The 14,566-nt window shown below is 57.5% G+C and carries 16 protein-coding genes and 1 pseudogene; 7 read left to right on the forward strand and 10 right to left on the reverse strand.

Going from position 1 to position 14,566, the window contains the following annotated elements:
* Position 1: 1 nt before the first annotated feature.
* Both CPH89_RS27885 and CPH89_RS27890 read left to right on the forward strand, forming a co-directional pair.
* Positions 2–1,810 (forward strand): hypothetical protein, encoded by a 1,809-nt coding sequence (locus tag CPH89_RS27885; protein ID WP_053256702.1) that lies wholly within the window; start codon positions 2–4, stop codon positions 1,808–1,810.
* 11 nt (positions 1,811–1,821) lie between these two features.
* Positions 1,822–2,871 carry a hypothetical protein gene (locus CPH89_RS27890; protein WP_053256703.1) on the forward strand — a complete coding sequence of 350 codons (1,050 nt, stop codon included), beginning with the start codon at positions 1,822–1,824 and terminating at the stop codon, positions 2,869–2,871.
* Positions 2,872–2,879: 8 nt separating this feature from the next.
* Here the strand turns inward: CPH89_RS27890 and CPH89_RS27895 are convergent, their stop codons facing one another.
* Positions 2,880–3,122: a putative quinol monooxygenase gene (locus tag CPH89_RS27895; RefSeq protein ID WP_232005420.1), complete on the reverse strand. Its 243-nt coding sequence runs from the start codon at positions 3,120–3,122 to the stop codon at positions 2,880–2,882.
* Between the two features lie 981 nt (positions 3,123–4,103).
* Here CPH89_RS27895 and CPH89_RS27900 point away from each other — a divergent pair.
* Positions 4,104–4,622, forward strand: coding sequence for a GNAT family N-acetyltransferase (locus CPH89_RS27900; RefSeq protein WP_053256705.1), 519 nt, complete (start codon positions 4,104–4,106; stop codon positions 4,620–4,622).
* Positions 4,623–4,826: 204 nt separating this feature from the next.
* Positions 4,827–5,387 carry a fasciclin domain-containing protein gene (locus CPH89_RS27905; protein WP_053256706.1) on the forward strand — a complete coding sequence of 187 codons (561 nt, stop codon included), beginning with the start codon at positions 4,827–4,829 and terminating at the stop codon, positions 5,385–5,387.
* A gap of 159 nt (positions 5,388–5,546) precedes the next feature.
* On the opposite strand, the gene CPH89_RS27910 is transcribed toward CPH89_RS27905, so the two are convergent.
* On the reverse strand, positions 5,547–6,005 hold the full coding sequence (locus CPH89_RS27910) for an Hsp20 family protein (RefSeq protein WP_053256707.1): 459 nt from the start codon (positions 6,003–6,005) through the stop codon (positions 5,547–5,549).
* A gap of 275 nt (positions 6,006–6,280) precedes the next feature.
* Positions 6,281–6,742 (reverse strand): anti-virulence regulator CigR family protein, encoded by a 462-nt coding sequence (locus CPH89_RS27915; protein WP_053256708.1) that lies wholly within the window; start codon positions 6,740–6,742, stop codon positions 6,281–6,283.
* 503 nt (positions 6,743–7,245) lie between these two features.
* Here CPH89_RS27915 and CPH89_RS27925 point away from each other — a divergent pair.
* Positions 7,246–7,686, forward strand: a complete 441-nt coding sequence (locus CPH89_RS27925) for a hypothetical protein (RefSeq protein WP_053256709.1) — start codon at positions 7,246–7,248, stop codon at positions 7,684–7,686.
* Positions 7,687–7,730: 44 nt separating this feature from the next.
* Here the strand turns inward: CPH89_RS27925 and CPH89_RS27930 are convergent, their stop codons facing one another.
* The 5 genes and pseudogenes from CPH89_RS27930 to CPH89_RS27960 form a co-directional block, all read right to left on the reverse strand.
* Positions 7,731–8,063 carry a phage holin, lambda family gene (locus CPH89_RS27930; protein ID WP_053256710.1) on the reverse strand — a complete coding sequence of 111 codons (333 nt, stop codon included), beginning with the start codon at positions 8,061–8,063 and terminating at the stop codon, positions 7,731–7,733.
* A 563-nt stretch (positions 8,064–8,626) separates the two neighbouring features.
* A pseudogene (locus CPH89_RS27940) lies at positions 8,627–8,813 on the reverse strand (zinc finger domain-containing protein).
* A gap of 84 nt (positions 8,814–8,897) precedes the next feature.
* Positions 8,898–9,095 (reverse strand): hypothetical protein, encoded by a 198-nt coding sequence (locus CPH89_RS27945; RefSeq protein WP_053256712.1) that lies wholly within the window; start codon positions 9,093–9,095, stop codon positions 8,898–8,900.
* 132 nt (positions 9,096–9,227) lie between these two features.
* Positions 9,228–9,461, reverse strand: coding sequence for a hypothetical protein (locus CPH89_RS27950; protein WP_053256713.1), 234 nt, complete (start codon positions 9,459–9,461; stop codon positions 9,228–9,230).
* A 1,095-nt stretch (positions 9,462–10,556) separates the two neighbouring features.
* Positions 10,557–12,182 carry a methyl-accepting chemotaxis protein gene (locus CPH89_RS27960; RefSeq protein ID WP_053256714.1) on the reverse strand — a complete coding sequence of 542 codons (1,626 nt, stop codon included), beginning with the start codon at positions 12,180–12,182 and terminating at the stop codon, positions 10,557–10,559.
* A gap of 701 nt (positions 12,183–12,883) precedes the next feature.
* Here CPH89_RS27960 and CPH89_RS27965 point away from each other — a divergent pair.
* Positions 12,884–13,093 (forward strand): hypothetical protein, encoded by a 210-nt coding sequence (locus CPH89_RS27965; protein WP_053256715.1) that lies wholly within the window; start codon positions 12,884–12,886, stop codon positions 13,091–13,093.
* A gap of 79 nt (positions 13,094–13,172) precedes the next feature.
* Positions 13,173–13,526, forward strand: a complete 354-nt coding sequence (locus tag CPH89_RS27970) for a hypothetical protein (protein ID WP_053256716.1) — start codon at positions 13,173–13,175, stop codon at positions 13,524–13,526.
* On the opposite strand, the gene CPH89_RS27975 is transcribed toward CPH89_RS27970, so the two are convergent.
* Positions 13,507–14,034, reverse strand: a complete 528-nt coding sequence (locus CPH89_RS27975; RefSeq protein WP_053256717.1) for a lysis system i-spanin subunit Rz — start codon at positions 14,032–14,034, stop codon at positions 13,507–13,509. The two genes, CPH89_RS27970 and CPH89_RS27975, sit on opposite strands and share 20 nt — an antisense overlap.
* Positions 14,031–14,564 (reverse strand): glycoside hydrolase family 19 protein, encoded by a 534-nt coding sequence (locus CPH89_RS27980; RefSeq protein ID WP_053256718.1) that lies wholly within the window; start codon positions 14,562–14,564, stop codon positions 14,031–14,033. Before CPH89_RS27980 ends, CPH89_RS27975 begins: the two co-directional genes overlap by 4 nt.
* Positions 14,565–14,566: the final 2 nt, after the last annotated feature.

A 14,566-nucleotide genomic window follows, 5' to 3' on the forward strand; every position in this document is an offset into this window, starting at 1 on the left:
CATGAGCATCCTCAACGGACCACGACTGAATTTCTGGGGCGGCATCCGCACGGACGTGAGTTTGCCGAACAACTCACCGACCATTCCCTTCAACGGCAACCCGAACTGGCCGCTGTTCGACCTGACCACCTCGACCCTCGCGCCGGGTGCGCAGTCGTATACCGATGACCAGTTGAACAACATGATCAACGCGCCGGCCGGCAACTACTACACCGCGGGCGGCTGGAACCACTATGGCCAGCATGTGGTGGACATGCAGAACGCCTTGATCAGTTCCCAAGGTGCGCCGGGCAACATCAGCACCACCGGCGACCAGGTCGGCCAGCCCGTGTACCTGCTGGGCTCAGTGGACCCGGTTACCGGACAAGGCCCGGTGTCCGGCCCGATGATGGTCGACCTCGACCCCAGCGCGTCGACCACCACACAGATATTCGTCGGCGGCCTGCAAATCGGCAGCGGTGACAATATCCAGTTGCTGATCCGCTGCAATGCGGTGTGCAGCAGTTTCGACGTGACCGGCCGCGTGCTCGACCCGGCGAAGATGGACGCGCCGGGCTCGTTCCATGCAAGCGGCACGTTCCAGCTGACTTTCCCATTGAGCAGCATTGTCAGCTGGAACAAAAACAGCAGCGGCCTCAAGGCGATTATCCAGGCCCCCGGCGCGACCGGGATTGTGCTGCGCTTCGTGATGTTCGAGATGTGCCCGCAGATGACCACCGCGCAACTGGACGCCGATTATGCGGCGGGCAAATACACACCCAACCCGAGCATCGGCCGCGTGATCGGCACCCTCGCTCCGGCGTTCGCCGGCGAGCCGCTGGGCTGCCAGCCGGGTCGGCAACTGGTCAACCAGGTCACGGGCAATGCCGCCTATGCGGCCCTGGGCAACAATGGTTTGCTGAGCCTCGATATGGTCAACGTCATCCCCAAGCAAACCTTCCGGGCCGTGCGGGATGACATCACCAGCCCGATCGGGCCGAATGCGAATTACGGGCCGGTGACGATTTCGGCCGGCGCTGCCGCGTTGATGACCCTCAACCCAACCGCCAGCCCGTTGGTCAATTACTACGTGTACGGCGGCATCGTCGACGTGACGCTCAATACCAGCCAGCAGCAAGCCGTCAAGACCAGCGCGTTGAACATCACCGCCCCCAACCCGGTGAACGGTCAAAAACTCAACGCGACCGAATCGACCTATCGGGTCTACGCCGATCAGCGCAATGTGTACCTGGAGGATTACCCCAACGGCCTGACCATCACCTTACAGGTCAGCTACCTGGGCGGGCCGGTGCCCAACGCCACCCAGGTCAGCCTGGGGGCCAGCGCACCTGGGGTTTATGATCAAAAGCAATACACCGACTTCCTCAACTTTCCGACGTCACTGACCGTCAATGCCGGCCAACAGACGGTGAGTTTTCCGGTCAGCCTCAAATCCGGCAGCGCCAGCCAGGCAGGTTTTGTCGCGCTGACCTGCACCGCCAACGGCGTGGACGACGGCGCCTTCTTCACCAACTTCCGCAAATATGCCCAGACCGACTTTGGCATTCCCAAGGGCAGCATCATCACCTGGCAGCAGATGTACCCGAACGTGCTGCGCTTTCACTACCTGGCCTTCCCCGCCATGTCGCGCTACATCCCGCTGAACCAACCCGACGCGATCATGGGCGCGAAGAACGCGATTCTCGCGCGCACTTCGGACGCCTACAAAGGCACCACACTGTTCATGCCGGTGGTGCGTTCGATGTCGCCGGCCCAACGGGCGCTGCTGCGCGCCTATCTCACCGGCAGCCCGTGGCAGCCGCCGCAATAGGAGCAACGCCCATGACCCTGCATATCCCGGCGCAGCCCATCGAAAACCTGCGCCCAAGCACACTGATTGCCGAGAACCTGCTCAACCCTCGCGGGGTGTGCGAGCAAGCCGATGGCAGCCTGCTAGTGGCCGAGGCCGGCTCAGGCCTGGCCGACCAGCCGTTCAGCGGCCGCGTCAGTCGGCTGCGTCCCGACCCGTTGCAGCCCGGTGCCTACCTGCCCAGCGAGCCCCTCGCACAAGGCTTTCGCGCCATGAATATGCAGGCGCGCATGCTGCGTGATGAAATCATGGGCTTGTCGGACATCGCCTGTGGCGGCGGCCGTTGCCTGGCCAGCCAGACCGATTATGTCGGCGGCTCGAAACTGCTCGACCTGCAATACAGCCCGCCCGAGCCGGTGTTTCACAGCCGTGGCAATTTGAATGCGCTGTGTTATCACCCGACCCGCGACAGTTGGCTGGCGGTCAAGCCCGATACCAACCAACTGGTGGAATTTCGCGACGGCCAGGACGAGCAGGTGCTGGTGCAACTGCCCGAACTGGACATGGGCCAGGAAGCCGTCCCCGTGACCCTGGTGTATGAACCGCAGACAGACGCGGTGCTGATCAGCCTGTTCTCCGGGGAGCTGCACGGCGACCCGGCACGCAAGGGCATCGACTTTGCCGACTTCGCAGGCCAAGTGGTGCGAGTGCACCCGGCCAGCGGGCAGATTGAGGTGGTGATACGCGGCCTGCAATGGCCCACGGGCCTGGCGCTGTGCCCACAGGGCAACCTGCTGGTGCTGGAGCTATGTAACCACCTGCAACAACCCTTGCCGTCGGACTGGAGCGGTGAGCCTTTGCATGGCGGCTTTACTCGCTTCAGTGGGCGATTGCTGCGCTGCAACCTGCACACCGGGCCGGTCGAAGTATTGGCACGCGGGCTGGATACGCCGTCCAACCTGTGCAGGGTGCACGGCGCGGTGTTAGTGAGCGAAGGCATGGGGCTGGCCGGCCGGCGGATCCCCACACCCGACAACACGGTGGTGCCGTTGAGTGGCCGGTTGCGCCGGGTGCTGCTCTGAACGCCGCCTTATGCAGACAGGACCGCGTCGTCTAAAACCAGAACGGTAGCCGGCCCGGCACGAAACGAGGGATTGTGCCTGGCCGCTTCCACCCTATGGGCTGCCAGGTGATGGGCATCCAGTGCATCCTGGGAGGCCCACGTTTCGATCAGGACAAAATGGTCCGGGTTGCCCGCAACCGGGTGCACATCATATTGCAGGCAGCCATGCTCGGCCCTGACCTTGGGCGCCAGCCCTTCGAATGCGGCCAACTGCTGCGAACCTTTACCGGGCTAGGTCTGGATAATCACGACAAGCCGAGCTTCATCTGACATGAAAACACCGTTGCATAGGTGGGATAGGAAACCCGCACAGTACGCGAGCAAACAGTCGGCGGTAAAAGACATAACCGGCACTTTTATTTCACGGGGTTTTCACAGTTGAGCGCCTAGGCTTAATCCAGCTCCTAAGTGAACACCTTTTAAGCCCGCGCCCCCATCGTGGGCTTTTCTTTGTCCGGTGAACCGTGGCTATAGGCGCTGAAATCACCTTCGCATCATGCACCCACTGCACGTGTTTACCGGCGCTGTCGTCGTAGCCGTCAGGCCTAAGCATATTTTGCTCGCTGGAACACCGGACACGGCGTATTCAAGTATCGCTTGCGGCCAGTCCGCACCCGGCTCGGAGCCTGGCCGCTTCTCATGATGGAAGCCGCCACTGCTCCGGCCCGATCTGATTTGATCTGATCTGATCGTAAGCAACCGCCTACGCAGAGCGACTTTCGTTACGATTTTGTTGTTTTTTTACGCCTTTCCCGTTCTTTCGCTCGTATCGATGGTGAAAAAACCAAACGACCAAAAGCAGGCCTGCCAAGCCAAAAATGAACAGCAACAGCTCTAGTGCGGGACCTTCGTGTGAAAACATTTTTCGTTCCTCATCCTGAAGTCGCGCAACCCGAAACAGGTCACGCACGAAACTATTCGTAACAATTCATACATTTTCAGGTTAGCGGCCAAAATTCCCTGTGGCAACCCTCAATTGCGTTACAACCATTGATCTAGACGGCTTGCTTATCGCAACGACGGAGCCATAAGCGCGCTCAGCGTGCGTCTGGAGTAACCGAACTGACAGAAATTTGTGCTGGACTACGTGGGTGCTTTCAGGTTGGACCAAGTCAACACCACGCGTTTCGCCAGCGACGGGCTTACAGGAATGACCGCAGAGCATTCAGTGCTCGAACACGGAGTTCATCAATGATTCGTAAAGCATTACCCCGCGACGCACAGGCCATTGCTCAGGTGCACATCAGCAGTTGGCAGGACGCGTATCGTGACCTGATGCCTGCCGACTATTTGAACGCGCTGGACGCAACGCTGGCTCAGCGCGAATCATCCTGGGCTCGCTCGATTGAATCAGACGAGTCAAACGTATGGGTCGCGGAACTGAACCAGCAGGTCGTCGGCTGGGTATCCGTCGGCGCCAGCCGTGACGAAGATGCCACTGAAGGCAACACAGGCGAGGTCATGGCCATCTATGTGCTAGCCAGCCATTGGCAAACCGGCGTCGGGCGGGCCTTGTGGAAAGCAGGCTTGCAGTGCTTGATTGAGCAGGGGTATCAGCGCCTGACGCTTTGGGTCTTGACCGAAAATGACAGGGCTATCCGATTTTATCGCAGGGCCGGGTGCGTGGAGGAAACAGGCAGTGAGCGCACGCTTCAGCGCGGCGGCGCAGCACTGGCAGAGGTGAGGTATGGGCTGCACTTACCCGGTTGAGCCAGGCAAATAGAAGGCGTTTTTTGTTACGCGCGCCCAGGCCACATGCCCGTGTGGATCGCACATCGTTGGCAGCAACACGGGTCTGGGCAGGCCCGCGCAGTGCTTGAACAATTATTTCAGGACGGGGTGCATCCACTTTGATCGTTGGCTCGTAGATTCAATACCCTCACTCGGAGGGCATAAGAGCCAAGGAGATACATCATGCACGCTTTTTACAAAAAACTTGCTGCAGCTGCCTGCTTCACGATTCTCTCCGTCACCGCAACGCTCAGCGTTGCCGCCGACACCGTGATGGTCGGAGGCGCAGCGATGTACCCCAGTAAAACCATCGTAGAAAACGCGGTCAACTCTAAGGACCACACAACACTCGTTGCCGCAGTCAAGGCCGCCGGGCTGGTTGATACCCTCAACAGCAAAGGCCCCTTCACCGTATTCGCCCCGACAAACGAAGCCTTTGCCAAACTGCCGGCAGGTACCGTCGACACACTGGTCAAGCCTGAACACAAGGCCGACCTGACTAAAATCCTCACCTACCATGTTGTGCCTGGCACTCACACATCGGCACAGCTGATGGCCGACGCCAAAAAGAACGGAGGCACCGTTGTGCTGAAAACCGTTCAAGGCGAGTCGCTGAATATCAAACTGCACGACGGCAAACTGTGGGTGGTCGATGCCAAGGGCGGCAAAGCCGGTATCAGCATCGCAGACGTGATGCAGTCCAACGGTGTGATCCACGTTGTCGACTCGGTGTTGATGCCTTAAACGCTCGGCATACCCGGCAGGTGCAGCGCTTGCCGGGTGTTGGGACGTGCCTGTCAAGGAAACGGCTCCAGAGGTTTGCAGGCTCTGTACATAGGGCTAAGCCTTCACTCCAGCGCCACAAAAAAAGGCGCTACTAAGAGCGCCTTTTTTACCGCCAACTTACTGCAAGCCAACCTGACGCAGCTCGGGCGTAGCTTCGCCACCGATAGCGATTTTTTTCGGTTTGGCTTCTTCAGGAATCACGCGCAGCAAGTCAATGCTCAACAGTCCATTGCTCATCGAAGCACCGCGAACCTCAATGTGGTCCGCCAACCGGAACGACAATCGGAATGCTCGTTGCGCGATGCCCTGGTGCAGATAAGTTACTTCTTTCCCGGTTTCACGCTTGTCGCCAACGACTGTTAAAACCCCCTTCTCGACCTGGATATCCAGATCCGCTTCAGTGAGCCCAGCTACTGCGATGACAATACGGTATTCGTCATCACCATGCTTTTCCACATTGTGAGGCGGATAGGTATTCGGAGCCTCGCTGCGAAGCGCCGACTCAAACAGGTCATTGAAACGATCGAAGCCCACAGATTGACGGAACAGCGGGGCCAACGAAAGGGTAGTAGCCATCTCTAAATCTCCTGATTAAATCCAAGTGATTAAGTGCGCGACCCGCATTCGGCGTCGCGTGATAAAAATTTATGTGCGACGGGAAAAATTTCAAGAGGGGAGATAAAAAATTTTACAATGCCTAGGCAAAGCCGTGTTTAACGAGGTTCTCGGCAGGTGGCCCCGCTTGTCGGCGCTGATGCCGAATTGACCCTCTGGCCGAGATGTCACTGACCCAATCTGATTCCTTGCGAGCTATTGACTGTGTTGGATTTGAGCATTGAACCGTAAGCCCCTCAATCAAAGGCTCCGTTGAGAACTTCGTAAATAATGCCGGAAGCAATTGCGACAAGAATCAGATCAGTGCCCGCCTGCTGCCATTCATAGCCGTCGTAATGGGGCAGCCTGCCCAGCAGCCGGCCATCCAGCTTCTTGGCAATGCCTGGAGGAAGCGGTTTTCCTCTGGCTAGATTCTTTTGTATTCCGGGTGGCAGCGAAGGGCCTGGCCGCCAATAGTCACGGTAGCCACCGAGCACGCCCAGTACACCACCTCTGTCAATGCTGGGCCCGCGCGCCCAATCACCTTCGCTGGAGCCCTTCCCCTTCTTGCCTTGGTTGCCATGCCCTTGGCCGCCCTCGGCGTTGCCTTTCCCATTGCCCTGCCCCTTGCCATTGCCCGGGTCGGCCAGGGTTGTCATTGAGCCTACGGCCAACGCAAGGCAGGTAACGGTGACTACAAGCGAGCGAGATTTAAACATGACTGTCTTCTCCGGAAGGGAATGCCACCTTGAAAGGTAGACGGTATTGCAGGTTTTAGCTCCGCATAGACGCGGTAACGCCGCAAGTCATCGCCCAGTACCGAGACGGCCGTACCGCGAAGGTACGTGACAACCGGGACATCTCGCTTCTGTCGCACATTTACAACATCGCACACGAGTGAGGTCTCATCGTCCCCCCTGCCGCCGGCGTGCGGAAGAACAAAGAGGTATCGCGAGAATTTAACGCAACCGAAGAAACCTGGAGTGCTGAATGACCTGGGAGTTTTGGTCGTCCGACTTAATAGAGCAGAGACGTTCTCGCAGCGTGCGGGGGCCCTATCCAGTGATCACAGAGGATGGCAGGCAGGTGACCAAGCACCTGCTTCGACTGCGTTTCGATGACGCCGTCTTTGTAGGCAATGGTCGTCATCGGTGTGCTACTCCGCCTTGAACTGGTGAAAGGTTAACGGTATTGATAGTGGTCAAATCACAAGGAAGTCCACATGAGTGAAATGAAACAAGCGGTTCCTCTCCGCCCTAAACTCACAATCGCATTTTGGTCTTTTGCTCTTGGAGTGGCATCAACAATCGCGACAGTTGGGGTTCACTACGGCCGCCAAGACAGCGACCTTATTAATGTCAGAGAACGAGTAGAAGACTTCAAAAAGACAAACGATGGCCTCAATACTTCACTAAACCAATGGATAGCGGCGTACAACAAGCAGGCCGCAACACTCGCAACTTCAGAGGAGAGAGTGCGTCAGTTGGAAAACGATCGGTGTACGCCCATCAAATTGGATGTCGACGATATAAGGTCAGACATCAGCTCGGCAATGAAATACTACCCAGAGCGGGTTGGTTCCCTTGAGGTAATGATGGAGCAATATCAACAGACCTTGCGCGCTTGCTACGCCGCATCAACCAGTCCCACTCATACGCCGTAGTAATCCCGCACCACGATTTGGCGCACTCGAAAACGTGGCGCTGACTAATCAACCTTGCGGCTTGGTAGCTTGTAGTCCGTCACGCGATCGGCAATGGTGCGGATCTTCTCCACACCCAGGAAGCCAAGCCACCCACCGACGAATGTCGCCATGCTCTGGGGTAGCGAGAAGAACTCAAGCCCACTGATTATGGTCAGGGCCAGCCCGCCGCAGATAGCGCCTTCCACAATCATTTGGCGCCGCGTACCACCGCCGTAGGTGATTTGTAGGACGGCCATGGCGCAGGACAACGCAGCCGCATAGAGGATTGGCGAATATTTGCTCAACCACGCAAGCGCAATCGCCCAGGTCTCTGGTTTGTCTGGCATGGTGGGCATCTCAGTTCCTCCCCGTCAGGGAGTTAGGAACACGACAGGCCGTGACCTGCGGAATTTAATCGGCTCACACAGCACTCCTAGCTGGGAGCAACGGGTGTGGTGGAGCCGAAAACGAAAAGGCCCCGCACGATGGTGAGGCCTTGAAAAGTTGCGCGACCTAAGCTGCGCGATATTGCTGGGTAGGCCCGCACTTATACAGACCTGCCGTCATCAGCGGGAGTTGAGCCACAGTGCCGTCGGCGTTGAGATACTCCCAGCACAGATACACGGGAATGTTGTAGCTGTCGCTCAACTGCATATAAACCCCAAGACCCGCAGGAATCATGATGGGCTGAAATACCTCACCCCCCGTATAAATGATCGATAGGGTAAATTGAAAGCGATAGGGTGGTGGAGTCAGACCAACACTTACGGTGTTTTGGGCCCAGGTACGAATGTCATAAAAATAATTCCATTCCCGTTTTTTTGTGGCGGGAACAACGTCGCTACCTGACTGGCGCTACCACTGAACTTTAGGTCGTTTTTGAAGTGTTTGCCGAGTACTCGTACAGTCATTTTGTCACCTATTGAGTCGAATGATTTGGTGCGGAGATTTCCGCTTTCATATCGCTCAAAGGCGATTGCTCGAGGCGCGTGGCCTTCACATGATTCAAGGTCCCACATCGGGAACATTTGATCTGGAGCTCTGTAAACCCTTTCCGTACGGGCGATAAGTCTTTTGCAGTTACCGCATCTGAATTCTTTCAACATCTGCAAATTCCTTTTGCTGAATCGCCCTTTCCGTGAGCAATAAAAAACCCGACGCGATGGCCGGGCTCGTTGACATGAAACTCGTCAGTTATCGGGATGCTCGCTCGCCACCGAATCGGCAGCGTCCAGATCCGACATATCCTCTTCGAGGGAGGCATCGTCATTCTGAGGCGGCCGGATCTCGTGTTCATCCCGGCGAGGGTCGTGACCCGCTTCATTGTCCGTGCCGCGTGTCACTTCCTGCTGCGAAATATTGCCTGGGGCATTCTTATCAATATCCATGCTGCCTCTCCGTTCAAACGCTCGGAATATCCGTGCTTAAACATGGTAGTCGGCAGGTTGCAGTGAGTGCCGAACACTGGACGAACGGCGAAAAGCAAAAAGCCCCGTTCCAGGCGGGGCTTAATGAAAACTTTAGTCGTCTGAGGCTTGCGGGACTGGGGCCTCGTCGATGCTAATGCAGTGCTCGATGTCGGTTATTTTCTCCAGCGCAAGCTCGGCCGTTGAATAAGCCCCGAACATTCGGCCCTGATAAAAAACAACCCACGCAAACTGAATATTCGCTTCACCAGCCTGCCCTACAACCAACTTCTTGAACCGTTCCGCCAAGTCGTCGACATGCATCTGTGCCATGCCACGCAAAACCATGACGCTCTCCCAGTTTATAGTCGGAAGCTCTATTTTCGACCTTGCACAAACTGAGCGCAATAAAAAACCCGGCACAATGGCCGAGCGCTCTGAGTTCTTGCGATAGCACAACCTATATGGCCGGTGATGACATTTGTATAGCGGTTATTTCAAATCCCGCGCCAGCTGTGCCTCGGTCCGCGGTTACCTTTCCAGCACTCCATCGCAAGGCCATCGTGTCCTACGGCGACGCTTGAGGCGCAGCAAAACCGCTATTCAACTCCGTGTACGACCACATCTCACCTCGATTTATGAAGAGGTGAAGATACCGCTCCAATCTATGAATTTGATAGCCGCTTTAGTGGCAAGGAGCCGGGCATGCCTGAAGAAAAGTATCCGCTCGCTGTCGAGAGCATTGGCGGTGACACCTACATAGTGATGAGTCGCGGGCACCACGACGTGCGCGAGTTCATGGTCGAGGTCGTCAAGGATTAGGGCGACTGGAATCTCGGCGGCGCACAGCACGTCTGGATCAAAACCACACCAGCGAAAGGCGGTTGGAGCTACAACATCGTTGACCGAGCGACTCGCGGAGCGTGGCCGGCAACCTACTGCTGGGAATATGGCGAAGGGTATGAACAATAGCGCGAGGTGACGCCATGATCTCCGCCCTCCGGTTCGCCTACGTCTTCATCTACAAACCGACTCGCAGAAGGTGAATTATGCGGCGTTGCGGAAACTGTCTGAAATGATGCAGAAACGATCAGACCCCAAGCTGATGGCTGCATCAAACCCCAGAAACGCAAAAGCCCCGCTTTCGCGAGGCTTTTGTGTAAATCTTGGCGGGAAACCAGGGATTCGAACCCTGGAGACGCTATTAACGTCCGCCGGTTTTCAAGACCGCTATACAAATGCAAGCGGACTGCGGCCTTGACTGTCTTCGGCGTTCCATTACTCGCAGTCACCGAGCAAGCTGCAGGCCGCATTCTACAAGGGGTCAGTTGGGAGTTTTGGAACTGTTCTTGAGCTCTCCAAGTGTACTCACGAACAGCACCATCTCCGATGGGGTGGGTGTGCAACTGGCATCGCAAGTTGAGGCTAGGACGATGACGCATGTCATACCTTGAACCGTGCCACCAGGTGATTCAACTCAATCGCCAGGTTGGCCATCTCAGCGCAGGCGCTGGCGGTCTGACTTGCGCCCGCCGAACTCTGGACCGACAGTTCGCGGATGCTGGTCAGGTTCTGGTCGGCTTCGCGGGCCACCTGCGCCTGCTCTTCTGAGGCGGTGGCGATCAGCAGGTTGCGCTCGTTGATCTGGGTGATGGTCCCGGCGATCTGCTTGAGCGAAAGGTCGGCGTTCTGCGCCACCGAGATTGAGCTGCTGGCCATCTGGGCGCTGACGTTCATGGCGCTCACCGCCTGGGTCGAGTCGGCCTGAATCGCGCTGATCATCTGTTCGATTTCCTGGGTCGACTGCTGGGTGCGGTGGGCCAGGGCCCGCACTTCATCGGCCACCACGGCAAAGCCACGGCCTTGCTCGCCGGCGCGGGCGGCTTCAATGGCCGCGTTCAGCGCCAGCAGGTTGGTCTGCTCGGCAATCGCGCGAATCACCTCGACTACCTTGCTGATGTCCTGGGCCCTACCGGACAAGGCCTTGACCTGCTCACCAGTGCTGGACACGTTGCTGGCCAGGCTTTCGATGGCTTTTAGTGTCTGTGCCACATTCTCGATACCCGAGCGGGTGAATTCCATAGACTCGCGGGAAGATTGCGCGGCGGCTTCGGCATTGCGTGCCACCTCGTCCACCGCGGCGCTCATTTCGGTCACTGCAGTGGCGGCCTGATTGACCTCATCGTTCTGCCGCACTAGTCCGCGGCTGGCATCCTCGGTCACTGCGGTCATTTCTTCCGAGGCCGAAGCTAGTTGGGTAGACGAGTCGGCGATACGGGCGATGGTTTCTCGTAGGTTGCTCTGCATTCTCGCAAGGGCGGCCAGCAGGCGACCGGCCTCATCGCGGCCACTTATCCCGATCTCCTGGGACAGGTCGCTGCCGGCAATGCGCTCGGCGACGGCCAGGGCTTCGCTGATGGGAGACGTGATGCTGCGGGTCAGCACCGCAGCTAGCACTACGGTGAGTATCACGGTGACCGCCAGCAGGCCGATCACCAGCGATACTCCGTTGCTGTATGTCGAGGCTGCATCCAGGCCTGCACGCTTGGCGCCCTCGTCGTTAAAGTCCGTTAACTTTGTAAGCTTGTCCTGGAGTGTATTGGTCATCGGGCTAATGCGAGTATTGATGAGGACGATGGCTGCGGCGTTGTCACCGCTTCGCAGCAACGGCTCCAGCTCATCCAACAGCTTGAAATACTGCTGCACATCGCTGGCCACTGGCTGGTAGAGCTCACGCTCTGCCGGCCCAATAACCAAGGGCTCGTAATTGCTGATGGTGTTATGCAGTGTGCTGCGATAGCCGCTCAAAGAGGCGATACGGGTTTGACGCTGTTGTTCGTCGGTGGTCACGGTGATGCGGATGCTTTCGAGACGCAGGCGCAAGATACCTGACTGCATCTTGCCGATCTCACGGATGCTCGCCATCCAATTAGTCTCCACATCTTGTTCCGATTCTCGAAGCTTGCCCATTTGCATGACCGCCACGATGCCCAGAGCAAAAACTACTAGGACAATGAGCGAGAAGAAGGTGGCAGACCGTGGAGCAAGATTCATCGTCCTGACGTTCATTTATTATATCTCTTAGGAAGGTCGGTACTTCGCAACAGTCCATCCAGAGCAGGCTAGCCGCCTATAAGGAACAGGGCAAAATCGGAGGAAGGTTTGGGGGCTCTTTGGTGACCGCTTGTCTCTCACTCAAAACCTGTGGACGCAGATTGATCAGCAGCTAGCCCCTCTAGTCAAATAGTGGCTTATTGATAGCATTACAACCATCAGATCATCCCGATTCTAGGGTAGGAATACTGGAAGGTCGGATAGGAAAATCCCTACCCCAACGTGGCCGTCACAAGGTGACCAAGGTTAATTTGCTGGCGATCAACCAAAGCTAGTCGGCTTGATAGTTCAGCGGTGACTCTTCATCTCGCACCATTAACCAAGGCAGGACCGATATCGGAAACATTGTTGAATGGCAGACAATAAAAAAACCGCTACACATTGATCTACTCGACTTTAAGAGTGGAAGCCGGGGTCGGAATCGACCCGGCTTCGGCAGATTTGCAATCCGCAAGAGAAGCGTAAGTAGGCGGCGGCTTAAAGCCAGATTCACTTACGCAACCGAGGCGAATTTTGTGCATCGGAGACCACGTAGAATGCTGGTTACGCTTTTATTATAGAGGCTATTTTTACCCCTCCCCGGCGTCCTGCCGACGAACACCAAACCACCTAAATCGCATCAACTGCTATCTTGTTCACTTCCAGGAGGAACACCGATGCCGAATTCAGACCTGATCCCTTCCCTGCTCTCTAAGCTCTACGAAAACCAGTTGGCACTTGAAGCCTCCATTATGGAGCTATCGAACTGGGTGGAGCAGCGCGGTTCCTCCGAAGTAGCAGAGAACGTGCGCGGTGCCCTGCACGCCATCGAAGATAACGATGAGTTCATCAAGCTGACCATCGCCGTCCTTATGACACCGACCTGACCACCTCTCGTCACCTCAAATCGTGCAACGGCAAAATCTCGATTACTGTATGCACATACAGCATTCGGATTGACCCACCATGCACATCGACGAAGACACCTCAGCGTGGCTTGGCTGCCCTACGCCCCTGGAAATGTACAAGCACCAGTGCTCTCTGCTAGAGGACGAACTCAGCGAAACTCAGGCGCTGCTGCGTAAGGCCCGGAAGAACATCGCCGGGCTGGTCCAGATGAATGACGCGCTGGCCACCGGCAAGGCCGAGGCGCAGGCAGTCCTGAAGAAGGCGCTGGCCGAGATCGGAGAGCTCAAAGAGCGATGCTCAGAACCAGCCATCCTGGGCATGAAGCTCGTCGCCGAACAGCGCGACTACCTGCTCAGGGAGAATCAGCGAATCCTGCTGGAGCTTAGCGTTCTCAGTGGGCCACAGCCCTGACATACGCCTGGCACGCACGCAACGCGATCAGTCCGTTATCCCCATCGTCGGTGATGGCGATAATTCGTTGCGCATGCGCTGGGTCAAGTTGGGCTCGACGGGCTGCATGAACCACGCCGACGGCGCCGGGGGCGGTAGGCACGTTGCAGCCACTGGTTGGATCCTCGGCAAGGAGGACTGACAGCCGGACATCAGCAGTAGCAAGCTGGTCACGCAGGCGAGCCTGGTTGCGCTGGGCATCGGATAATTCCTTGGTGTGTTGTTGGTCCTGGGTGGCGAGCTGATGCTCGGTGGCCATGCGCATGTCTTGCTCGGCCTGCTGCTGACGCCAGGCCTCACTGGTGATTGCGTCAAGGTCTTTCTGATGCGCTGCACCTTGCTCCGTGAGCTGCTCGGCGAGTTGCTTGCCAAGGCGCCAACCCTGCGCCTGCCAGGCAGTGCCAGCAGATACCGCCATCAGTACCAGGATCAGCAGCACCATCCCGGCCAGCTTCTGCACCGGCGTCACGCCAGCACCTTCAGCGCCTTTTCGTACAGCGCATGTCGATCGTCCTGGCCGGTGAGCCCGCCGTTGATACGCCGGGTGATCTTCGCGAAGTCGCCCTGATCCGCCAGCGTGTTCAGCCCGCGCGTTGACCAGAACCAGGCAGCCGACATCGCGGCGTGCTGCGGCTGCTCGAGCAGTTCCGGATTGTTGACCAGGTCCAGGCCCAGGGCTTCGCCGCACGCCGAGTAGTTTGCCCGGCCGGTGATCTGGATCAGGCCCCGGCCACGGAACTTGGAACCATCCCCCTTCACAGTGTTGCCCAGATCGGCACGACCTTCGTACGTGAGCTGCTGCGCCGTGGGGCCCCAGATCTCGCGCACGTAGCGCAGCTGGCCGGACTCATGCCCGACTTGGGCGATGAATGCCGCGACCCGCGCCGTGCCCACGATTCCGTAGCGGTTCATGGCGGTGTTCAGTGCAGGAACAAAAACGCCGGCTTGGCGGCCGGCGTTCGGGAGGATCTGAAGCAGTTGCTGCTCAGTGATCGGCATAC

It is taken from the genome of Pseudomonas fluorescens, from assembly GCF_900215245.1.
Classification (GTDB): Bacteria; Pseudomonadota; Gammaproteobacteria; order Pseudomonadales; family Pseudomonadaceae; genus Aquipseudomonas; species Aquipseudomonas fluorescens.

What these genes read in the sequence shown, in the direction of transcription:
- CPH89_RS27885 (WP_053256702.1), top strand. Translation starts at nt 2, where the DNA reads ATGAGCATCCTCAACGGACCACGACTGAATTTCTGGGGCGGCATCCGC.
- CPH89_RS27890 (WP_053256703.1), top strand. Translation starts at nt 1,822, where the DNA reads ATGACCCTGCATATCCCGGCGCAGCCCATCGAAAACCTGCGCCCAAGC.
- CPH89_RS27900 (WP_053256705.1), top strand. Translation starts at nt 4,104, where the DNA reads ATGATTCGTAAAGCATTACCCCGCGACGCACAGGCCATTGCTCAGGTG.
- CPH89_RS27905 (WP_053256706.1), top strand. Translation starts at nt 4,827, where the DNA reads ATGCACGCTTTTTACAAAAAACTTGCTGCAGCTGCCTGCTTCACGATT.
- CPH89_RS27910 (WP_053256707.1), bottom strand. Translation starts at nt 6,005, where the DNA reads ATGGCTACTACCCTTTCGTTGGCCCCGCTGTTCCGTCAATCTGTGGGC.
- CPH89_RS27915 (WP_053256708.1), bottom strand. Translation starts at nt 6,742, where the DNA reads ATGTTTAAATCTCGCTCGCTTGTAGTCACCGTTACCTGCCTTGCGTTG.
- CPH89_RS27925 (WP_053256709.1), top strand. Translation starts at nt 7,246, where the DNA reads ATGAGTGAAATGAAACAAGCGGTTCCTCTCCGCCCTAAACTCACAATC.
- CPH89_RS27930 (WP_053256710.1), bottom strand. Translation starts at nt 8,063, where the DNA reads ATGCCCACCATGCCAGACAAACCAGAGACCTGGGCGATTGCGCTTGCG.
- CPH89_RS27945 (WP_053256712.1), bottom strand. Translation starts at nt 9,095, where the DNA reads ATGGATATTGATAAGAATGCCCCAGGCAATATTTCGCAGCAGGAAGTG.
- CPH89_RS27950 (WP_053256713.1), bottom strand. Translation starts at nt 9,461, where the DNA reads ATGGTTTTGCGTGGCATGGCACAGATGCATGTCGACGACTTGGCGGAA.
- CPH89_RS27960 (WP_053256714.1), bottom strand. Translation starts at nt 12,182, where the DNA reads ATGAACGTCAGGACGATGAATCTTGCTCCACGGTCTGCCACCTTCTTC.
- CPH89_RS27965 (WP_053256715.1), top strand. Translation starts at nt 12,884, where the DNA reads ATGCCGAATTCAGACCTGATCCCTTCCCTGCTCTCTAAGCTCTACGAA.
- CPH89_RS27970 (WP_053256716.1), top strand. Translation starts at nt 13,173, where the DNA reads ATGCACATCGACGAAGACACCTCAGCGTGGCTTGGCTGCCCTACGCCC.
- CPH89_RS27980 (WP_053256718.1), bottom strand. Translation starts at nt 14,564, where the DNA reads ATGCCGATCACTGAGCAGCAACTGCTTCAGATCCTCCCGAACGCCGGC.